This is a genomic window from Paenibacillus zeisoli (assembly GCF_003994465.1).
In the GTDB taxonomy this organism is placed as follows: Bacteria; Bacillota; Bacilli; order Paenibacillales; family Paenibacillaceae; genus Fontibacillus; species Fontibacillus zeisoli.
The window spans coordinates 59,724-80,841 of the sequence record NZ_RZNX01000005.1 but is presented as its reverse complement, the minus strand read 5'-3'; the positions used below and the strand labels follow the sequence as shown (position 1 = coordinate 80,841).

20 protein-coding genes are annotated in these 21,118 nt (G+C 47.1%); all 20 read right to left on the bottom strand.

Going from position 1 to position 21,118, the window contains the following annotated elements; translation table 11 throughout:
• Window positions 1-187 precede the first annotated feature (187 nt).
• The 20 genes from EJP77_RS13170 to rimP all read right to left on the bottom strand — a co-directional run bounded on the left by EJP77_RS13170 (window position 188) and on the right by rimP (window position 20,986).
• On the bottom strand, window positions 188-1,867 hold the full coding sequence (locus EJP77_RS13170; protein ID WP_127199715.1) for a ribonuclease J: 1,680 nt from the start codon (window positions 1,865-1,867) through the stop codon (window positions 188-190).
• Between the two features lie 298 nt (window positions 1,868-2,165).
• A complete protein-coding gene (gene dapA / locus EJP77_RS13165; RefSeq protein ID WP_127199714.1) occupies window positions 2,166-3,029 on the bottom strand; it encodes a 4-hydroxy-tetrahydrodipicolinate synthase in 864 nt (287 codons plus the stop codon).
• A 60-nt stretch (window positions 3,030-3,089) separates the two neighbouring features.
• On the bottom strand, window positions 3,090-4,307 hold the full coding sequence (dapG, locus tag EJP77_RS13160; RefSeq protein WP_127199713.1) for an aspartate kinase: 1,218 nt from the start codon (window positions 4,305-4,307) through the stop codon (window positions 3,090-3,092).
• Between the two features lie 75 nt (window positions 4,308-4,382).
• A complete protein-coding gene (locus tag EJP77_RS13155) occupies window positions 4,383-5,423 on the bottom strand; it encodes an aspartate-semialdehyde dehydrogenase (protein ID WP_127199712.1) in 1,041 nt (346 codons plus the stop codon).
• A 59-nt stretch (window positions 5,424-5,482) separates the two neighbouring features.
• Window positions 5,483-6,079 (bottom strand): dipicolinate synthase subunit B, encoded by a 597-nt coding sequence (locus EJP77_RS13150; RefSeq protein WP_127199711.1) that lies wholly within the window; start codon window positions 6,077-6,079, stop codon window positions 5,483-5,485.
• Window positions 6,076-6,975, bottom strand: coding sequence for a dipicolinate synthase subunit DpsA (dpsA, locus tag EJP77_RS13145; RefSeq protein WP_127199710.1), 900 nt, complete (start codon window positions 6,973-6,975; stop codon window positions 6,076-6,078). Before dpsA ends, EJP77_RS13150 begins: the two co-directional genes overlap by 4 nt.
• A gap of 138 nt (window positions 6,976-7,113) precedes the next feature.
• The gene (gene dut, locus EJP77_RS13140) at window positions 7,114-7,566 is read right to left on the bottom strand and encodes a dUTP diphosphatase (protein ID WP_127199709.1); all 453 of its coding nucleotides are present in this window, start codon (window positions 7,564-7,566) and stop codon (window positions 7,114-7,116) included.
• Window positions 7,538-8,803: a M16 family metallopeptidase gene (locus EJP77_RS13135; protein ID WP_127199708.1), complete on the bottom strand. Its 1,266-nt coding sequence runs from the start codon at window positions 8,801-8,803 to the stop codon at window positions 7,538-7,540. The genes dut and EJP77_RS13135 overlap by 29 nt, the downstream gene beginning before the upstream one ends.
• A gap of 101 nt (window positions 8,804-8,904) precedes the next feature.
• Window positions 8,905-9,909: a polysaccharide deacetylase family protein gene (locus EJP77_RS13130; protein WP_127199707.1), complete on the bottom strand. Its 1,005-nt coding sequence runs from the start codon at window positions 9,907-9,909 to the stop codon at window positions 8,905-8,907.
• A 166-nt stretch (window positions 9,910-10,075) separates the two neighbouring features.
• Window positions 10,076-12,172, bottom strand: a complete 2,097-nt coding sequence (gene pnp / locus EJP77_RS13125; RefSeq protein WP_127199706.1) for a polyribonucleotide nucleotidyltransferase — start codon at window positions 12,170-12,172, stop codon at window positions 10,076-10,078.
• 242 nt (window positions 12,173-12,414) lie between these two features.
• On the bottom strand, window positions 12,415-12,684 hold the full coding sequence (rpsO, locus tag EJP77_RS13120) for a 30S ribosomal protein S15 (RefSeq protein WP_127199705.1): 270 nt from the start codon (window positions 12,682-12,684) through the stop codon (window positions 12,415-12,417).
• Between the two features lie 156 nt (window positions 12,685-12,840).
• Window positions 12,841-13,791: a bifunctional riboflavin kinase/FAD synthetase gene (locus EJP77_RS13115; protein ID WP_127199704.1), complete on the bottom strand. Its 951-nt coding sequence runs from the start codon at window positions 13,789-13,791 to the stop codon at window positions 12,841-12,843.
• Window positions 13,792-13,833: 42 nt separating this feature from the next.
• Window positions 13,834-14,754, bottom strand: a complete 921-nt coding sequence (gene truB, locus EJP77_RS13110; RefSeq protein WP_127199703.1) for a tRNA pseudouridine(55) synthase TruB — start codon at window positions 14,752-14,754, stop codon at window positions 13,834-13,836.
• A complete protein-coding gene (locus EJP77_RS13105) occupies window positions 14,751-15,728 on the bottom strand; it encodes a DHH family phosphoesterase (protein WP_127199702.1) in 978 nt (325 codons plus the stop codon). The genes truB and EJP77_RS13105 overlap by 4 nt, the downstream gene beginning before the upstream one ends.
• 14 nt (window positions 15,729-15,742) lie before the next feature.
• Window positions 15,743-16,093 (bottom strand): 30S ribosome-binding factor RbfA, encoded by a 351-nt coding sequence (gene rbfA / locus EJP77_RS13100; RefSeq protein ID WP_127199701.1) that lies wholly within the window; start codon window positions 16,091-16,093, stop codon window positions 15,743-15,745.
• Between the two features lie 14 nt (window positions 16,094-16,107).
• Window positions 16,108-18,738 carry a translation initiation factor IF-2 gene (infB, locus tag EJP77_RS13095; protein ID WP_127199700.1) on the bottom strand — a complete coding sequence of 877 codons (2,631 nt, stop codon included), beginning with the start codon at window positions 18,736-18,738 and terminating at the stop codon, window positions 16,108-16,110.
• The gene (locus tag EJP77_RS13090) at window positions 18,731-19,054 is read right to left on the bottom strand and encodes a L7Ae/L30e/S12e/Gadd45 family ribosomal protein (RefSeq protein WP_127199699.1); all 324 of its coding nucleotides are present in this window, start codon (window positions 19,052-19,054) and stop codon (window positions 18,731-18,733) included. The genes infB and EJP77_RS13090 overlap by 8 nt, the downstream gene beginning before the upstream one ends.
• A complete protein-coding gene (rnpM, locus tag EJP77_RS13085; RefSeq protein WP_127199698.1) occupies window positions 19,047-19,361 on the bottom strand; it encodes an RNase P modulator RnpM in 315 nt (104 codons plus the stop codon). Before rnpM ends, EJP77_RS13090 begins: the two co-directional genes overlap by 8 nt.
• Window positions 19,362-19,382: 21 nt before the next feature.
• Window positions 19,383-20,480 carry a transcription termination factor NusA gene (gene nusA / locus EJP77_RS13080; protein WP_127199697.1) on the bottom strand — a complete coding sequence of 366 codons (1,098 nt, stop codon included), beginning with the start codon at window positions 20,478-20,480 and terminating at the stop codon, window positions 19,383-19,385.
• Between the two features lie 44 nt (window positions 20,481-20,524).
• A complete protein-coding gene (gene rimP, locus EJP77_RS13075) occupies window positions 20,525-20,986 on the bottom strand; it encodes a ribosome maturation factor RimP (RefSeq protein ID WP_127199696.1) in 462 nt (153 codons plus the stop codon).
• Window positions 20,987-21,118: the final 132 nt, after the last annotated feature.

The window sequence follows — 21,118 nt, the reverse complement described above, 5'->3', positions numbered from 1 at the left end:
CATCCTTCCACTTTACGCTTATTCTGCAAATTGTGCCGGTACCCGGTTAGTATGCCGTGAACCTTTACTGAGATATGCATAATATAATAAAGCCTCAGGATATAGAAATGCCCCCTATCCTGCCAAGAACCGTCCAATTCCGGCAGGATAGGGGGCGACTGTGTGCCCAAATTATATAAGCTGCTTATTATACTTCCATAATAATTGGAAGAATCATCGGTCTGCGGCGAGTCTGCTCATACAAGAAGCGTCCAAGCGCATCCTTAACATTTGTCTTCAAGGAAGCCCATTCATTCACGTTCTCACTCATCAACCGAACTAGAGTGCTTGTAACAATACGGTTAGCTTCATCAAGAAGCCCTTCCGATTCTCTTACGTATACAAAGCCTCGGGAAATAATGTCCGGTCCGGATACAATCGTACCATCCTGTTTGCTCAGGGTTACCACTACGACCAAGATACCATCCTGGGAAAGCAGTTTACGATCACGTAGTACAATGTTCCCGACATCCCCTACACCAAGTCCATCAATAAGAACATTACCGGCAGGGACCTTACCTGCTTTGCGTGCAACACCATTCTGAATCTCAACCGTATCCCCGATCTCAATCAGGAAGATATCTTCCGGCTGAATCCCTACGGATTCACCCAACAAGGCATGCTTACGCAGCATACGGTACTCACCATGAATCGGAATGAAGTATTTCGGCTTCATCAAGTTCAGCATCAGCTTCAATTCTTCCTGGCTACCGTGTCCGGATACGTGTACACCGGAGTTGGAACCGCTGTATATGACTTCCGCACCTAGACGGAACAATTCGTCAATCGTACGTCCCACATATTTCTCATTACCCGGTACTGGCGTAGCTGCAATAATTACAGTATCCCCCGGCAAAATATCTACTTTACGGTGTGTAGAACGTGCCATACGCGTAAGCGCAGACATTGGCTCGCCTTGACTGCCGGTAGAAAGAATAACTACACGGTCGCTGGCCATTTTGTTCACTTCTTCAGGTTCAATCAGAATACCATCCGGTACATCCAAATAACCGAGCTCTGAAGCGATAGACACAACATTGACCATACTGCGGCCAATTACAGTTACTTTGCGTCCTGTTGCAAAAGCCGCATCGAATACCTGTTGAATCCGGTGTACGTTGGAGGCAAATGTTGCAACTACTACACGCTGCTGAGCTTTACGGAAAATATCTCCAAGAACCACACCGACATTTTTCTCGGATGGTGTGAATCCTGGCTTCTCGGCATTCGTACTATCCGACAGCAGGGCGAGAACGCCTCTCTGTCCAATTTCAGCCATACGCTGCAGATCTGCAAATTGACCATTGACTGGAGTATGATCAAACTTGAAGTCACCCGTATGCACTACGTTGCCTTCCGGGGTTTCGATGCAGACGCCCACAGAATCAGGAATACTGTGGTTCGTCTTGAAGAAGGTAGCCTTCAGTGAAGTTCCCAGCTGGATCTCCGAATCCGCATTAATCAGAATGCGTTTCGTATCGCCGAGCAAATTAGCTTCCTTAAGCTTGTTCTCCACCAGACCCAGAGTCAATTTAGTTCCATAGACCGGAACATTAAGATGTCTCAAAACATACGGCAGTCCACCAATGTGATCTTCGTGCCCGTGAGTCAGGACAATGCCTCTTACTTTATCGCGGTTCTCCGTTAAGTAAGTAATATCAGGGATTACAATGTCGATACCCAGCATGTCCTCTTCCGGAAACTTAAGACCGGAGTCAATGACAACGATGTCATTGCCATACTGAATTACGTACATGTTCTTCCCGATTTCTGCGACGCCGCCCAGTGCAAAGATCGTTAGTTTATCAATGTTATTTTTTTTGGACAAGTGAATCTAACCCTCCTAAATGTATTGGACGTCGTTATCATTTCGATTATACGGAGTGAACTAACACACACCATAAAGGTCACTCTTTAGCCAACCCGTATATAGTAAAATTTCAAAAATATACCGCACCCAGTCACTTGACCTCATTATACATGATCAATTTGCCAAAAAACAAGTCAATCACTGATCACCCGATATAGTTACCTTGCACCACAATGAAAAAACCAATGCCTAAAGTAGCACATCGGTTTTTAGCAGATCAGCCTATATTTGACTTTTACATTGATAAATCGACAATTTAATTAAACAATCTCCGAATAGAAGCAGATTCTTCCTCATTTGGTGGAACCAGAGGCAGACGGACAGAACCCACCCGAACTCCACGCTCGTTAAGCGCGAATTTGACCGCTACAGGATTCGGGCACTCGAACAATCCTTTGAAAATAGGCAGCTGCTGTTGGTGAAGTGCGGCTGCTTCAGCCACGCGGCCTTCCAGATGAGCCTGAATCATTTGTTTCATCGGCTCACCGATAAGATGACTCGCTACACTCACGATTCCGTAGGCACCTACAGCAAGTGCTGGCAGTCCGGCTGCGTCATCCCCAGTGTAGACTAGGAATCCTTCAGGTGCCAGATTAGCAACTTGAGCAACCTGATCTAATGCTGCACACTCTTTGATGGATGTAATATTAGGAATTTGAGCAAGTCGGAGAATCGTCTCTGCATTCATACTAATCACGGTACGCCCAGGAACGTTATACAGCATCACCGGCAGTTTGGTTGAATTCGCAACAGCTTCGAAATGACGATACAAGCCTTCCTGGCTCGGCTTATTGTAATAAGGAACAACAACAAGTACGCCATCGACGCCCAGCTTCTCTGCTTCCGCAGTCAAATGGATGGAATGCGCAGTGTTGTTGCTGCCGGTTCCTGCAATAATTTTGCATCGGCCGGAAGCGTGCTTTACAGCAAAATCGAACAACCGGAGCTTCTCCTCGTCACTGAGTGTAGGAGACTCACCTGTAGTTCCGCATACTACCAATGCATCTGATTTTTGTTCATCGATGAGGTAATCTATAAGCTTCGCTGTCTGTTCCCAATCGATATTTCCCTGCTCGTCGAACGGGGTGACCATGGCTGTAATTAATCTTCCGAATTCCACCTTTACTCCTCCTTAAAATATGATTACGCCGTTCAAACACAATATCCGAAGGTACACGGGTCACCGATGTAATTCAAATTTGTTATGCAAAGCACGGAGGGCTTGAACCATATCCTCTTTGTTCACAAGCACCCAAATCGTTGTATTCGAATCTGCAGATTGAAGAATTTGGATATTATGCTCACTCAGTGCTTCTACGATCCTTGCCATTATTCCCGGAACTCCATTAATGCCCCCGCCAATCACGGATACTTTAGCACATCCATTCAAGATTTGCGGTTCAAAACCAAGTTCATCCAGCACGGCTGCTGCTTTGATACTATCGCTGTCGAAGACCGTATAAACGACTCCTGCAGGGGTTACATTAATAAAATCCACACTAATTGAATTCTCTGCCATGGCTTTAAAAACCTCAAGCTGCAGCTGATGCCCCTTGCCTGCCGAATGCACGGTAATCTGGGTAACATTGCTTACATAGGCGATCCCGGTCACGAAACGATCCACAATGCCTGTCTGAACGTCTTTGAAGCCTTCTGGATTAGCAACCAGTGTGCCTACATTATCCGAAAAGGTGGAACGAACCCGAACCGGAACACTTGATTGCATAGCAATTTCGACCGCTCTTGGGTGTATCACTTTAGCCCCTTGGTGGGCCATATTGCAAATCTCCGCATAACTGACATAGGATAAAGGCTTTGCATCCTCGACAATGCGGGGATCCGCGGTGAGTATTCCATTCACGTCAGTATAGATATCTACAATTTCAGCATGTAAAGCGGCTCCAAGTGCTGTCGCTGAAGTATCGCTTCCGCCTCTGCCCAAGGTTGTAAAATCACCGTTCAGACTTTGCCCTTGAAACCCGGTCACAATCACGACGTCCTTTGTATCCAGCTCATCAAGCACTCTTGCTGGTACAACATCCAGAATCCGGGCATTCCCGAATTGCTCGTCTGTGCGAAAACCAGCCTGAGCTCCAGTCAGAACAACGGAAGATATCGATTCCTGCTCGAGCAGCCCACACAGAGTCGTAGCCGAAATGATTTCACCACAGACCATTAGTAAATCCCTTTCGCGGGCGGGGAGCAGTCCTCCATTAACGGCAGCCCAATCCAGCAGCGTGTCCGTTGCGTAGGGGTCACCTTTTCTTCCCATTGCGGATACAACCACGACCAGCCGATACCCTGCCGCAAGCTCTCTGCGGATATGACGAACGACATGTTCCCTTGCCTCAGGCGTAGCAAGAGATGTGCCGCCAAACTTCTGCACCATGATGCGCATTGCTATTCCTCCAGTATGTTGTCAAAAGAAGACATACGCCACCTTTCCGCTAAGAAAGGAGCGTATGACCAGGGGTTACTTCGATTTATTAGCCGCGATAATCTCGGCAATTTGTACCGCATTCCATGCGGCACCTTTCAGCAGATTATCCGATACAATCCATAAATTCAGACCGCGTTCATTCGTCAAATCACGACGAAGACGTCCTACAAAAACATCATTCTTACCAGCAGCATCTGTTGCAAGCGGGTACAGCTGATTAGCCGGATCATCTACAAGAGTAATCCCAGGGGCATCAGACAGCAAGCTGCGGATGTCATCCATATTGTAGTCTTCTTTCAATTCGACATATACAGATTCTGAATGACCATAGACAACCGGGATACGAACACATGTCGCAGTAACCAGAACCGATTCATCATCCAGAATTTTCTTCGTTTCACGGATCATTTTCATTTCTTCAAGGGTATAGCCATTGTCTTGGAATTTATCAATTTGCGGAATCGCATTAAAGGCAATTTGGTGCTTGACTGGCAATGAGCCTACAGGAAGAATATCAGGATTCGCATCATTGCCTTCCAATACTTCCTTCGTCTGGCGTTTCATTTCATCAATGGCCCGGGCACCTGCACCAGATACGGCCTGATAGGTCGATACAATAATCCGGGAGATTCCATAGCGGTCATACAGCGGCTTGAGAGCTGCTACCATCTGAATGGTAGAGCAGTTCGGGTTGGCAATAACTCCCTGATGCTCATTGATCTTGGATTCATTGACTTCAGGAACCACAAGCGGAGTATTCGGATCCATACGGAACGCGTTGGTATTATCGATACATACTGCTCCATAACGTACTGCGTGAGGAGCAAGCTCCTTACTTACATCTCCGCCTGCACTGAACAAAGCGATATCGATACCTTCAAAACTGTCCGGGCCAGCTTCTTCAACGGTAATTTCCTGTCCCTTAAAAGTAACGCGGGATCCTGCAGAACGGGCCGAAGATAAGAGCTTCAGCTTATCGATCGGGAAATCTCTCTTTTCCAATAATCCGATAATTTGTTCTCCTACAGCTCCCGTCGCTCCTACTACCGCGACATTCAATTTCGTTTTACTCATCTGGCTCGTCTCCCCTTCTCTAATCGGTACTATATATAATAAGTTTATTATTACTATGGTTAAGCTTGCTGAGCGTGTTCAATAATCAAAGGCTGGAGCTGTTGTCCTTGTAAAGCGGCATAGCAGGTTTCAGGGATTAGATCCATACGCGAAACTAGTGAATTCGGCTTCCCTGTCGGGTTATCCTGCCCGAATGGAACGAAATAGATATTCTTGGCTACTACCAACTTGGCAATATTGGCCAGATTGAAACCAAGCCCATCGTTGGTGGAGATAGCAAGAACTACCGGTCTACCTGTGCGAAGCTGGGCTTTAGCTGCCATAAGTACAGGACTGTCTGTCATCGCACTCGCAAGCTTGCTTGTCGTATTTCCCGTACAAGGCGCGATGGCCAGCACATTCAACCGCTTGGAAGGACCGAGCGGCTCCGCTTCAACAATTGTAGAAATGATATCATTACCTGTAATATCTTTCAACTGTTTCTGCCAATCCTCAGATTTGCCAAAACGTGTGTCTGTCGTTAATACCGTCTGCGAAATAATGGGTACAACCTCAGCTCCTCCATCCACAAAGCGCTGGATTTGAGGCATCACTTCAGCAAATGTGCAATGAGAACCTGTAATCGCATACCCCACTGTAATTCCTTTCCAGTTCACTGAACATCCCCCCGTATCTTCTGTTCCAATATCGACTGACAAATACAATTTGCCATAATAATTCCAGCCGTTTTGGGAGCGACGATACCGGGTAAGCCAGGAGCTAAGAGCGCCTTCACGCCTCTCTTCTCCGCGTAACGAAAATCCGTTCCACCTGGAGCTGAGGCAAGGTCGATAATAACGGCCTGACGGGGCATTTTTGCGATGATTTGCGCTGTGACTATCATAGTCGGAATTGTATTAAAAATCAAGTCAATATCGGCGGCCTGATCGGCCAAATCCGTTGTCATAAAAGGCTTCCAGCCCATTTCAGCAGCCCGGGCGAAGTGGTCCTTCCGCCTAACTCCCGCCTTCACCGAAGCTCCGAGTGCCTGCAGATTTCTAGCTAGGGTGAACCCGGTCCGACCAAGACCGAGCACCACACAAGTTGAACCGTGAATGGTAATATCCGTATTCTGAATGGCCATCATCAGTGCGCCTTCAGCTGTAGGAATTGAATTATAAATGGCGACATCATCACGTTCCAAAAGCTCAAAAAGTTCAAGCTTATATTTTGCAATTAACCTTCGAACGAAGTCTTTAGCCATTCCTGTGTAAATGAGGACATCCTTCGGTAACGATGCAAAATGTTCTTCTTGCAATATAATCGGCTCTGAGGAAAACTGCACCGGTACTGACCCTTTCTCATCACTGGCGACCACCGGTAATACCAGTACATCAGCTGAAGCAAGAAGCTCTGTCGTCAGCTTTTCCGATGACACTCCAGCGGCAGGAGGCTCCTCAAGTTGATCGAAGCCGACAATCCTTACGTTAGCATCGAGCTCAGCACATTTGCGGATGACCTCAACCTGGCGTGCGTCTCCGCCTAGGAAGACAATCGTAATACCCGTAAGCATTGCAGGAGATCACTCCTTTCCTAACAGCACATATAGAGCATCTTATGCGCCTGCCTCTGAAGGGGTGAAAGCCTCCCTCGCGAAAGAGCAAAAAAAAGCTTGCATCCTCGGTCATACGAGGATGCAAGCTTGATTAAATTATTTGCCGGTATGGCCAAAACCACCTGCGCCGCGAACGGTATCGCTAAGTTTATCGACCTGCTCCAGCTCAACTTCAGGAACCTCCTGAAATACCATCTGAGCAATCCGTTCGTTACGGGTAATGGTGAACGGCTCATCTCCAAGATTGATTAATAGAACTTTAATTTCTCCGCGGTAATCTGCATCAATCGTTCCTGGCGTATTCAGGCAGGTTATCCCATGCTTGTAGGCCAGTCCGCTTCGCGGCCGGATCTGAGCTTCCAGCCCGGCTGGCATTGCAATAGCAAATCCTGTAGGGACTAGTATACGAGTCCCCGGCTCCATAACCATTTCTTTCTCAACTGCTGCATACAAATCAAACCCGGATGCCAGTTCTGACATTTTCTTCGGAAGCTCAATGTCTTCGTTTCCGGGAAGTCTGTTAATTTGAACCAGATACGACAAGTTCATCTCTCCTTAAACCATTTATCACTTTATCCGATGAACCTACCATAGCCAGGGAGAAAGGACGCTCAAACATAGTATCAAGCACATACCTTATATCTTCCATTTGTACGGCTTCAATTCGTTCAATCATCTGATCAAGCGTATAATGCTTACCCAGCATTAGCTCGTTCTTGCCAAGCCGGTTCATCCGGCTTCCTGTGCTCTCAAGACTGAGAATAAGACTGCCCTTAAGCTGCTCCTTCCCTTTCCTGAGCTCGCTTTCGCTGAGACCCTTTACGGCTGTCTCATGAAGAATCTCTTGGGTAAGCTCCAGAACGTCCTTAGTCTGTTTGGGCGCTGTCCCGGCATATACCGTAAATAGTCCACTATCTGCATGAGAACTATGATAAGAGTACACCGAATAGGCAAGTCCTCTCTTCTCCCGAATTTCCTGAAAAAGTCTGGAGCTCATTCCTCCGCCTAACGCATTGTTAAGCAGCACCATGGCATACTGACGTTCATCATCAATAGGTAGTCCCTGAAAGGACAAGCAAATATGATTTTGTTCCGTCTTCTTGCGGCGGTATCTCAGTCCACCGAGGAAATCAGGCACTTCCAGCAGACTTTCGCTTCCTTCATTCCCGAATTCTCCAAAATACCGCTCAAGCAGTTCCATGATTCTGTCATCAATATTGCCTGCTACACTAATCACGGTATTCTGAATGGTATATTTCTCATTCATATACTTCCTAAGATGATCTGCTCCCATTGCCTGCAGCTTCTCTTCCGTTCCGAGAATTGGGTAAGCCAAGGGATGACCGCCGTATGCTGCTTCCGTGACCAGATCATGCACCATATCGTCGGGAGTATCTTCGTACATGGAGATTTCCTCAAAGATCACATTCTTCTCTTTGGCGAGTTCCCCCTCATCCATCTGAGATCGGAAGAACATATCCGCTAGTACATCTACCGCAATGGGAAGATGCTCATCAAGTACCTTTGCATAATAGCAGGTATATTCCTTGGATGTAAAGGCATTCACATTGCCGCCAATGGCATCGAACTGTTCCGCGATATCCTTGGCGTTATAGCGCTCAGTTCCCTTAAACAGCATATGTTCAATGAAATGAGATATCCCGTTGATTCCAAGGCTCTCATTGCGGGAGCCGGTCTTAACCCAAATGCCAAATGAGACCGAGCGGCAAGTAGGTATTTTCTCCAAAACCACCCGAAGGCCGTTTTTCAGCTGCATTCTCCTCACTAAAGGCCCTCCTAAACTTCCATGCCAATTATCTACACGGTGATTGATTAAGATCAATAAATGCACCATTATCCTATCAAAAAAAGCCAATTTCCTCAACTCTATGGCTTCGTAGTTCTCGAAGGAGAGAGTGTCTCTTCTACTGTACCCAGCTTCAGGCCTTTCCGCTGGACTGCGTCAATCATCCCCTTAAGTGCCTCCTTGGATGCCTTGGTTGGATGCATCAGGATGAGTGAACCGGCTTCTACCCGCTTACTGATCTTGGCCACCACACTTTCGGGAGAAGGATTCATCCAGTCAACGGTATCCAGTGTCCATAATACAGTTCTAAGCCCCTGCCCGGCGGCAATCTCAACCGTTTTCTGGTTGAAGTCTCCCGAGGGAGGTGCGAACCACTTATTATCGACGCCAAGTGATTCTTTGAGCAAATCCTTTGTTTTGCTTATCTCAAGAACAGCTCTGCTCTCACTTAATTGACTCATATTCGGATGAGAATAGGCGTGGTTTTCAATCTGGTGACCTCTCTTCTGAATCTCCTTAGCAAGCTCCGGATTCTTCTTAAGCCAGCTCCCATCGAGGAAAAAAGTCGCCTTTACTTTGGCGGCATCCAGCGTATCCAGCATCGGAGTGATATACTCGTTACCCCACGCGACATTGATCATAAAGGAAACCATTTTTTTGTTCGGGTTCCCCCGGTAAATCGGTAATGCACCCAGCTCGTCGAGCCCTACTTTGGCGGGTATTTCACGATAGACGAAAGGGATATCGTTCACGTTCCAATCCGCAGCTTCCGTCCCTTTCTTGAGTGCCAGCGCACGCTGATAAGTCTGGTCTACATCCACCTCCAGGCCGTTATAGCCAGGAATCGCTTTCCATACCCGATCATGGACGGCGTTAATGGGCTCAACTTTCCGCTTAATAGCCTCTTCCTTTATCTTCAAGAGCAGGGCATTGTCTTCCGCACTGCTGCCAAATAGTTCAAAGGCATACTGTTCCACAGCAGCCTGTCCACGAGACTCGACAAATGCCCTCACTCCGCTCAGCTGACCTATCAAAAGCATCGTGCTTAAGGTAACCACAATGATTGTTAGCTTTCTCCGATCCATCTCCAGGATTCATCCTTCCAAAGCAGTTTTGTCCTCATCATATGTCTATATGTACAGGTTTATGCACGCTTGGAGATGTTCTATGAACAGCATAAAAAAAGAGCCAGAAGTTTAACCACTCTGCCTCTTTTTTATATCCCCAATGAATCGGGTATGCTGTTGGATCCTACTTAGCTGTCTCTGCGGTCAACACAGCTTTACGGGACAGGTTCACACGTCCCTGCTGGTCGATTTCTGTTACCTTCACGGTAATTACATCGCCGATCGCAAGAACGTCTTCCACTTTCGCTACGCGCTCTGTAGAGACTTGCGAAATATGAACAAGGCCGTCTTTGCCCGGAAGAATTTCTACAAATGCTCCGAATTTCTCAATCCGTTTCACAGTGCCTGTGTAAATTTCACCAACAACCACTTCTTTAACGATACCTTCAATAATGGAGCGGGCTTTATCGTTCATCTCCTGATTCGAAGAAGCGATAAATACGCGTCCATCCTGTTCGATATCGATCTTCACGCCAGTCTCTTCAATGATCTTGTTGATGATCTTGCCGCCGGCACCAATCACATCACGGATCTTGTCCGGATTGATATTCATAGTCAGAATCTTAGGAGCATACTGGGATAATGTTTCTTTAGGCTTCTGAATGACTTCCATCATCTTAGAGAGGATGAACATACGTCCTTCTTTGGCTTGTCCAAGAGCATCCTGAAGAATAGCACGGTCAATTCCATCAATCTTGATATCCATTTGAATCGCGGTAACCCCTTCAGCGGTACCCGCAACCTTGAAGTCCATATCACCGAGGTGATCTTCCATACCTTGAATATCTGTCAAGATAGATACGTGCTCTCCATCTTTGATCAGACCCATAGCCACACCCGCAACAGGAGCTTTAATAGGTACACCCGCATCCATCATTGCAAGTGTACTAGCGCAAATACTTGCCTGGGATGTTGAGCCGTTCGATTCTAGAACTTCGGATACAAGGCGAATGGTGTACGGGAAATCCACCTCAGATGGAATTACTTTCATCAAAGCTCTCTCACCCAATGCTCCGTGACCAATCTCACGGCGGCCAGGTGCACGAAGCGGACGGGCTTCACCCACACTGAATGGAGGGAAATTATAGTGGTGCATGAATCGCTTGGACTCTTCGAGGTCAATTCCATCAAGAATCTGAACATCGCCAAGAGCACCCAGGGTACAAATGCTAAGCGCTTGAGTCTGACCACGAGTGAATAATCCGGAACCATGGGTACGCGGAAGCAGATTAATATCACACTCAATCGGACGGATCTCATCGAGCTTACGTCCGTCAGGACGCACTTTATCATGGGTGATCAGACGGCGTACTTCTTCTTTGACAATGTCATGAAGCACTTCTTTAACATCCTTTAAGAGCTCCAGCGATTCTATGTACTTTTGCTCAAAAAAGGCCACGGTCTCATCATTAACCGCATCAATGGCGTCTTGACGAGCGTGTTTCTCAACAATTTTAACAGCTTCAACAAGGCGTTCAGCTGCGTATTCACGAACTTCCTTGTTCACAGTGGCATCTACCGCATGGAGCTTCACTTCCATCTTCGGCTTACCTGCAACCTGAACAAGCTCTTCGATTGTATCTACAATCTTCTTAATCTCGTCATGTCCGAACATAATAGCTTCAAGCATAACTTCTTCCGGCACTTCATTGGCTTCAGCTTCCACCATCATGATTGCATCTCTGGTTCCTGCCACCACAAGATAGAGGTCACTTGCTTCCTGCTGAGCGATATCCGGGTTAATGACGAATTCTCCATTCACGCGTCCAACAGCTACGCCGCCAATAGGACCGCTAAATGGAACATCCGAAATACTAAGCGCTGCTGATGTACCAATCATGGCTGCAATTTCCGGCTCGCAATCCTGATCCACGCTCATCACATAATTCACGATTTGCACATCGTTACGGAAGCCTTCCGGGAACAATGGACGAATTGGACGGTCAGTCAAACGACTTGCAAGAATTGCCTTCTCACTAGGACGACCTTCACGTTTGATAAATCCGCCTGGAATTTTACCTACTGCATAAAGCTTCTCCTCATAGTTAACGGTCAATGGGAAAAAGTCCAAATCTTTCGGTTGTGTAGATGCTGTCACCGTACAGAGAACCACAGTATCACCATAACGAACAGTAACTGCAGCATTTGCCTGCTTCGCAAGTCTTCCTGTTTCGAGGATCAGGGTCCTTCCTCCGAGCTGCATTTTTACATGGTTTTCCATGAAATCCCTCCTTGTCTTCCTCTAAAAATTATATGTTCGGTATCTATTTCATTATCTCCTGCTTGTCCCATCTTCATAATAATACAGTGACAAATGTTCTGGCTGAACCTAACAGCATTGCACACAGGAGCTGATTCAACAAAATAAGCCCTATCGTAAAAAGCAACCAGGCAGCCACCGTTCGCTTTGATCAAGCGCATCCGGCGGCAACCAGGCTGCTTCGGGTGTTGAACAAGATTAAATTAACGACGCAGGCCGAGTTTTTCAATCAGCGCGCTGTAACGTTGAACGTCTTTGTTCTTCAAGTAAGCAAGAAGCTTACGACGTTGTCCTACCATCTTCAAAAGACCACGACGTGAATGGTGATCTTTCTTGTGGGAACGGAAATGGTTCGTCAAATTGACGATGTTCTCCGTAAGGATAGCAATTTGCACCTCAGGTGATCCAGTATCGGATTCGTGAGTTTTGTGCTCGTCGATCAATTGTTGCTTACGTTCTTGAGTCAATGCCATCCTGATTCACCTCCTTCATTATAATCGCCATCAGCCTCGTTGCCGCCGGTGAGAACGAACAACCAAGCTAAGGTTGCAGCTACCCGCTCGAATATCTTCTCGCGAATAACGTTAATTAGTATAGCATACCTGAACAACAAAAGTAAACTTTTTACTTCATTGTTCCAAACTATTTAACAGGCTGCGAGCCGTATCTGCATCTTTGGAGATCTGAGTGATTAACTCGTCAATCGATTGAAACTTCCGTTCCTCACGAATATAACTTATCAGTTCAACTCGCAGACCCTGACCATAGAGGTCACCAGTGAAATTGAATACGTGCACCTCGAACCAGGGCTTGCTAACTCCACTGTGGAACGTTGGCTTCACACCGATATTCATTACCCCATGCAGTTCTTCTCCGTAATGATTCACTTTGACTGCATAAACTCCATTCTTCGGCAGAACATACGGCTCGGCAAGCTCAACGTTTGCTGTAGGAAAGCCAATTGTCCGCCCTCTCTTCTCCCCATGAATAACTGTGCCTGAAAGTGTATAAGGACGGCCAAGCCACTCATTGGCAAGGACAATGTTGCCTTCCATAAGATACTTGCGGATTCCCGAGCTGCTGACCTTCTCCTCATCAATGACAAAAGGAGGAACGGTATACGTCTCAAAGTTACCTTTACCAAGGGTCTTAAGCATTTCTGCCTCACCTTCACCCTTGTGGCCGAATCTGAAATCAAATCCCACAATCGCTGTATGAATTTGCAGGGGAAGCAGCATTTCTGTTACGAAATCCTGGGGACTGATCCGAGAGAAGTCTTGATTAAACTCAACGACATATAAGAAATCAACGCCTGCCGAGCCCAAAAGTTCTTCCTTCTCCCGGGTCGGTGTCAAGTAACCCTCATAATCGCCCTTCTTCATGACTTCCTTCGGATGGGGATAGAAAGTCATGACAGAAGTAGGGACTTTATGAACAGTTCCTTCCAGAATCGCCGCTTGGATCACACTCATATGCCCAAGATGCAGACCATCAAATTGACCTAGAGCCAGAATTTGCGGCTTGGCGAAACGTTCGATAATTTCCTTGCTTAAAGGATAGGATATGTGTATGGTTTCCAAATTTCTCACCTGCAATTTCCGCTAAAATACTATTGCTGCAGCCTATTCTTCCGGCAAGAACACTTTGACTGCAGCAATTGCTCCTGTCTCCTGCTCCCGGTGAAAAATCCCAAGAAATTTCTCATCCGGGCCATATAATCGAATGGGTTCTTCACTCTTGACCTGGGGCTGCACGGCTGATCCCGAAAGCCGCTGCCCTTGAAGCGCAGCCTTTACCTTCTCGGGACTAACCTGATGAGCAGCTAGGTGTGAGATTGCTTGGTCAACCGGAATCAGATATTGACCTAAGGTCCCATTCTGGACACAGGCTTCGACCTCATCAAATGTCAGACATCGAGCCAAAGGAATTCCTGCGGACATCGTCCTCTTTAATTCCGACATACAGGCCGGAACACCAAGTGCCCTGCCTATATCCACGCAGAGTGTACGAATATAGGTTCCTTTGGAACAAAGAGCCCGAAATGAAATTGTCGGATTCGGACCCTCTGGATTAAATGATGTTAATTCAAGCTGATAGATGGTAACCTCACGAGCTTTACGCTCCACCGTCTTCCCCTCACGGGCGAGTTCATAAAGCCGTTTGCCGTCCTGCTTCAAAGCAGAGAACATCGGAGGAACCTGCGAGATCTTCCCCACGAACTGTTCTAGAACTTCAAGCACCTGTGCCTTATTAATTTCAATATGATCCACACGCTCTGTGATAGAACCGGTCATATCTTCCGTATCTGTTGCTATACCCAGGACCAGTGTAGCTTCATACTCCTTGGGCATTTCCTGCATGTACTCGACAACCCGGGTAGCCCGCCCGAGACATAATGGAAGCACTCCTGTCACTTGCGGATCCAGTGTACCCGTGTGTCCGATCCGTTTCATTCTGAGCATCCCCCGGGCTTTAGCTACCACATCATGTGAAGTAAAGCCCGCTGGTTTGTGGATCGGGAGAATTCCTTCGTAACCATTCATAGCTGCACTTTCACCCGTTCTACAACCTGCTTGATAATCTGCTCCAGATTCCCTTCAATTCGCGCTCCGGCAGCCCGGACATGCCCGCCTCCCCCAAAGCTTTGGGCAACTGCGGCAACGTCCACTTTGCCTGCCGAACGCAAGCTGACTTTCACTGCATTATCATTGATGACTTTAAACAGCATGCCAACCTCAACACCCTGAATATTACGTGGGTAGTTGACAATGCCTTCCAAATCCTCGTTAGCTGCTCCGGTCTCGATCATATCCTCCGGCGTAATACTAACCCAGCCAATTGTACCGTCCTCACTAAGCTGAAGCTTATTCAGCGCTTTTGTCAGGACACGAAGCTGCGGGTAGGTCAGCTGTTCAAGCAGCAGCTCGGATAAGCCCGGACCGTCTACCCCATACTGTAAGAGCTTCGAAGCTGCTGCCATAACTTTAGGTGTTGTATTGGAATAACGAAATCCTCCGGTGTCAGTCAGCAGTCCTGTATACAGAGCCGTGGCGACATCTTCAGTCAGCTCAATACCCATAAATTCTATCAAATCGAACAGAATTTCAGCAGTTGCCGCAGCTTTAGGATGAATAAGATTGACGCTTCCGTATGCATCATTCGTAGGATGGTGGTCAATATTCAGGATGTGAGCCTTCTCCGCAAAATACTTCTGTGTCTGTCCAACCCGCTGAAAATCAGCACAATCTACACAAATGACGTGCTTGTATGTAGTCTCAAGGGGATTCTCCGACAAATCGATAATCTGATCTGCATGCCACAAATAAGACATTCTACGCGGAATAGGGCCTTCATTAACCATAGTATAATTTTTACCCAGACATGAGAGAAGCCAGCCCACCGCTAGGGTGGAACTGACTGCGTCTCCGTCCGGCTGTACATGCGATACTACCAAGAAGTCATCATGCTCCATAAGAAATGCTTGCGCATCCCGGAGCTCCTGTTCATTGGTCTGCATTGCCGGTCACCTTCTTATTTGTCTTCGTGAGAAATCTCTCCAAGCAGCTTCTCAATATGGCTGCCATAAGCAATCGATTCATCAATCTTGAAGATAAGCTCTGGGGTATGCCGAAGCATGACCCGTTTGCCTAACTCCGAACGAAGAAAGCCTTTGGCTTTCTCCAGGCCTTTCAGTGAAGTCTCCTTCTGCTCGGCATCCCCAAATACGCTGAGGTATACTTTGGCCTGGGACAAATCACTTGTCACTTCAACGCCGGTTACGGTGATGAATCCGATACGCGGATCCTTCATCTCCGTCTGAATCAGAACGCTGAGTTCTTTTTTTATCTGTTCGCCTACGCGACCTGTACGGTTCTTAGCCATGCCTACACCTCACATTACTTGCGTTCTACAGTCTCCATAACAAAGGCTTCGATAACGTCGCCTTCCTTAAGATCATTGTAACCTTCAACGGTAATCCCGCACTCGTAACCTTGTGCTACTTCTTTGGCATCGTCCTTGAAGCGTTTCAAGGAATCAATCTTGCCTTCAAATACAACAATGCCTTCGCGAATCAGGCGGATCTCAGCCGAACGGGTAATCTTACCGTCCGTAACCATACATCCGGCAATAGTTCCGACTTTGCTGATCTTGAACGTGTTACGAACTTCAGCATGACCGATAACACTTTCTTTGTAAATCGGATCAAGCATCCCTTTCATCGCCTGTTCAATCTCTTCAATGGCATTATAGATAATACGGTGCAGACGAATATCTACTTTCTCTTCGTCGGCTACCGCTTTGGCGCGTGGTTCCGGACGAACGTTAAAGCCAATCACGATGGCATTCGATGCCGCTGCAAGAATAATATCCGATTCTGTAATGGCACCAGCACTGCTGTGAAGGATCTTAACACGAACGCCTTCCACTTCAATCTTCTGAAGGGAGCCTTTTAGTGCTTCAACGGAGCCTTGAACGTCACCTTTGATGATGACATTAAGGTCTTTGATTTCTCCGTCTTTGATGTGCTTGAACAAGTCATCCAAGGTAACACGCGTATTGGAACCCATTTCAGACTGACGCTGGGTAATCGACCGTTTGTCAGCAATGGAACGAGCTTTACGTTCGTCCTCGAATACCATAATTGGATCGCCCGCTTGAGGCACTTCGGTCAGACCGGTAATTTCAACTGGTGTTGACGGCCCAGCTTCTTTCAGACGGCGTCCCTTATCATTAACCATGGCACGTACACGTCCGAAACAGTTACCCGCAACAAATGCATCGCCGACTTTGAGGGTACCATGCTGAACGAGTACGCGAGCCACTGGTCCGCGTCCTTTGTCGAGCTCAGCTTCAATTACAGTTCCGCGAGCGCGTTTGTCCGGGTTAGCCTTATATTCATTGACTTCGGCAACCAGAAGAATCATCTCAAGCAATCCTTCTAGACCGATTCTTTGCTTGGCGGACACATTGACAAAGATCGTATCTCCGCCCCACTCTTCAGGGACAAGTTCATAGTTCGTTAACTCTTGTTTTACACGATCCGGATCCGCGTCAGGCTTATCGATCTTATTCACCGCTACGATAATTGGAACCCCTGCTGCTTTGGCATGGCTGATTGCTTCTACGGTCTGAGGCATAACTCCATCATCAGCAGCCACAACGATAATCGTAATATCCGTTACCTGCGCACCGCGGGCACGCATGGTTGTAAACGCTTCGTGGCCCGGTGTATCCAGGAACGTAATCTTCTTATGGTTGATTTCAACCTGGTAAGCACCGATATGCTGGGTAATTCCGCCCGCCTCGCCGCCGGTTACGTTAGTAGAGCGAATGGCATCAAGCAATGTTGTTTTACCATGGTCAACGTGACCCATAATGGTAACAACAGGAGGACGTTCCTTCAGATCTGCTTCATCGTCCGTTTCTTCCAATGTTTCGAAACGATCATCTTCAACATGGATCTTAATTTCAACTTCAACGCCATAGTCCCCTGCCAAGAGTTGAATAGTATCCAGATCAAGCTCTTGGTTAATGGTTGCCATAACACCTAGTGTGATAAGCTTCTTGATGACTTCAGAAGCGTCCTTATGAAGCAGCTTCGCCGTTTCGCCTACTGTCATTTCACCGCGAACAATGATTTTCTTAGGTGTGTTGTCGATTTTCTCACGGCGTTCCTGAGGCTGAGCATTTCTGCCCCGGTTATTCTTCCCGCCACGGTTATTCTTATAACCGCCTGGTTTGTTATCGTCAAACCGATTTTGTCCTGGTCTGCCATTGTTGTTATTGCCATTTCTCTTCTGGCCTTGGCCTTGCCCTTGACCGCCACGGTTCGAAGAGTAATTACTGCTGCCTGAAGAAGCGGTTCTAGCCTGGGGCTGTGAACTGCGGTTCTGTTGGCTCTGCTGAGGACGAGGCGTGCTGGATGCATGCTGTCCCCCGCCTTGAGGACGCGTGTTGCTGGATGCTTGCTGTCCTCCACCTTGTGGACGTCCATTACTGCCGTTACCAGCGCTACTGCGATTTCCGTTATTTTGGCCAGAACGGCCTTGACTTTGCTGGCTTCCGCCAGCGGACTGGTTACTCCGAGTTTGTGTCGCCTGACTACTATTCGATTGATTTTGGGGTTTATTATTATTCATGCGTACCTGCTTTTCCAGTTGATTTTTGTTTGTATCCTGATTAGATTGCGGTGCAGCTTGGTCGGATCTTGTGTGATCCGCACGCTGACCGCCTTGTTCTTGGACTTGGCTCTTCGGTTGATGGTCTCCTCCTGCGGAGACCGGGGCCGGCGATTTAACATGTGCTTCCTTTGACTCAGAAACATCTCTTTTGGCTGCTGCATTGCTCTTGATGTCTTTAAAGAATTTCTCCACACGAGATACCGCATCGTTCTCCATTACACTCATGTGGTTATTAACGGGAATATCCAGACGTTTAAGAATGGTAATGATTTCTTTGCTGCTCATATTAAGCGATTTTGCATATTCGTATACTCTAAGCTTATCCTTGTTATCTTGTTTACTCAATATACTCCACCTCCGACAAATTACTCACTGTTTTTCGAATCATCGCTGCGAAACCCTGATCCGTCAAAGCCAGCACAATCCTCTCCGGTTTGCCTATGCTTGTACCCAGCTGCTCCCGTTTAAATCCGATTATCAAAGGGACTTTATACGTCCCGCATTTGTCGCGGAATTTCTTCTGTGTGTTCGGGGAAGCATCCCCCGCAAGAATGACTAGTTTAGCTTCGGATGAACGAATGGCCTTTAATACAATCTCGTCTCCGGTGACAATTTTCCCTGCCCGCATGGCCAATCCGAGCTGGGAATACGCCTTATTCATCGTCATCACTTTCCTGATTGGCCATTGCAGTAAATTCATCTTCTACAGCAATGAAGTCACGGGCAAGCTGCTCATAAATTTCAGGCTTTACTGTCGCCTTCAACGCCCGGTCAAGCGCACGGTTCTTATGTGCCAGCTTGAAGCAGGACACTTGCCCGCACAGATAAGCGCCCCGTCCTGATTTCTTTCCGGATAAATCAATCAGAACCTCGTCTTCGGGTGTTCTTACTACACGGATCAACTGCTTCTTCGGCATCATCTGCTGGCAGGCGACGCATTTACGAAGCGGTATTTTTCTTGGCTTCATCTGTATGCCCCCGCCTTTGTATTAATCTATAGAAATGGAATCTTGCGGAAGTTCTTCCGTCGAGGTTCTAGGTCTTCCATATTCTTGTTCCGCCTGACTCTCGCTCTTGATATCGATCTTCCAGCCAGTCAACTTCGCAGCAAGACGGGCATTCTGACCCTTGATCCCAATAGCTAGAGAAAGCTGGTAATCCGGAACAATAACACGTGCCATCTTCTCACTCTCAAACACTTCAACTTCAAGCACTTTAGAAGGGCTAAGTGCGTTAGCGACATATTCCTGTACTTCTTCCGAGTAGCGAACGATATCGATCTTCTCTCCGCGAAGCTCGTTGACAATCGTCTGTACACGCAGCCCTTTAGGACCTACACATGAGCCAACCGGATCTACTTCTGGATTGCGGGAATAGACAGCGATCTTGGAACGGAAGCCAGCTTCACGAGCCACAGAACGGATTTCTACTACACCGTCAAAAATCTCAGGCACTTCAAGCTCAAACAACCGCTTTAACAGTCCAGGATGTGTGCGAGAGAGAAGAATTTGCGGCCCTTTAGTCGTATTCTCGACTTTGGTGATAAAAGCTTTGATCCGATCCCCGTGTTTGAACTTCTCATTCGGCATAAGCTCATTAAGCGGAAGATGGGCTTCTACTTTACCAAGGTCCACGTAAATGTTACGGGCATCTTGGCGCTGTACAATCCCGGTCACGATATCTTCTTCCTTATCAACAAAAGCATTATAGATCAAGCCCCGCTCCGCCTCGCGGATACGCTGGGTTACAACCTGCTTCGCTGTTTGGGCTGCAATACGCCCGAAATCACGAGGAGTGACTTCAATTTCAGCAATATCGTCCAGCTGGAAGTGCGGGTTAATCTCCCGCGCTGCCGGAAGTGAGATCTCAGTACGAAGATCCAGCACTTCTTCCACAATAAGCTTGCGGGCGAATACTTTGATTGCTCCAGTGTGACGATTCATGTCAACACGTACATTTTGCGCAGTATTAAAATTGCGTTTATAACTGGAGATTAAAGCAGCTTCAATCGCTTCAAACAAAATATCTTTGCTGATTCCTTTTTCTCTTTCCAATTCATTCATAGCTTCGATAAAATCCATACTCATTTGCTTCAAGCTCCCCCTTTCATAATTCACCGTTCTTGTTTCTGTTAGAAAATAATAGCCAGTCTGGCACTGGCAACTTTCGAATACGGGATGGTGTGCTGCTTCTTTCCCGAAACCACGAGCAGTTCGTCGTTCTCAAATGAAAGAAGCCGGCCTTCAAATTCCTTAAGGCCATCAATCTGCTCGTATGTAGTCACAAACACATCTTTGCCAACAGCCTTGAATACATCTTCCGGCTTCTTCAGCGGCCGTTCGGCTCCAGGAGAGGATACCTCCAAGAAATACGCCGTTGAAATCGGGTCATTGGCATCAAGCTGCTCACTTAAGTATTCACTGATCCGCCCACAGTCATCGATATCGATGCCGCCATCTTTATCAACGAATACGCGCAAGAACCAGTTATTGCCTTCTTTTACATACTCAATGTCTACTAATTCAAAGCCGTTATCCGCTAAAAAAGGCTGGGCCAATTGTTCAACATGTGCTTTGATTTTAGGTGTGCTCAAGCGTTCATACCTCCAAAAGAAACTTCATTCCTATATACCAAAGAGTAAAGAGTGGGTTTCCCCACTCTTTAAACAACGGTTCTATCTCCATGATTACCAAAAAAATTATAACATAGTCCAGTAACACTGACA

Coding starts and splice junctions, on each gene's coding strand:
- dut (WP_127199709.1), bottom strand. CDS start 7,566: ATGAACTTGTCGTATCTGGTTCAAATTAACAGACTTCCCGGAAACGAA.
- truB (WP_127199703.1), bottom strand. CDS start 14,754: ATGAATGGTTACGAAGGAATTCTCCCGATCCACAAACCAGCGGGCTTT.
- dpsA (WP_127199710.1), bottom strand. CDS start 6,975: ATGCTTACGGGTATTACGATTGTCTTCCTAGGCGGAGACGCACGCCAG.
- pnp (WP_127199706.1), bottom strand. CDS start 12,172: ATGGAAAACCATGTAAAAATGCAGCTCGGAGGAAGGACCCTGATCCTC.
- EJP77_RS13130 (WP_127199707.1), bottom strand. CDS start 9,909: ATGGATCGGAGAAAGCTAACAATCATTGTGGTTACCTTAAGCACGATG.
- dapG (WP_127199713.1), bottom strand. CDS start 4,307: ATGCGCATCATGGTGCAGAAGTTTGGCGGCACATCTCTTGCTACGCCT.
- nusA (WP_127199697.1), bottom strand. CDS start 20,480: ATGAGTATGGATTTTATCGAAGCTATGAATGAATTGGAAAGAGAAAAA.
- EJP77_RS13105 (WP_127199702.1), bottom strand. CDS start 15,728: ATGCAGACCAATGAACAGGAGCTCCGGGATGCGCAAGCATTTCTTATG.
- rbfA (WP_127199701.1), bottom strand. CDS start 16,093: ATGGCTAAGAACCGTACAGGTCGCGTAGGCGAACAGATAAAAAAAGAA.
- EJP77_RS13155 (WP_127199712.1), bottom strand. CDS start 5,423: ATGAGTAAAACGAAATTGAATGTCGCGGTAGTAGGAGCGACGGGAGCT.
- EJP77_RS13090 (WP_127199699.1), bottom strand. CDS start 19,054: ATGAATAAGGCGTATTCCCAGCTCGGATTGGCCATGCGGGCAGGGAAA.
- rpsO (WP_127199705.1), bottom strand. CDS start 12,684: ATGGCATTGACTCAAGAACGTAAGCAACAATTGATCGACGAGCACAAA.
- rnpM (WP_127199698.1), bottom strand. CDS start 19,361: ATGAAGCCAAGAAAAATACCGCTTCGTAAATGCGTCGCCTGCCAGCAG.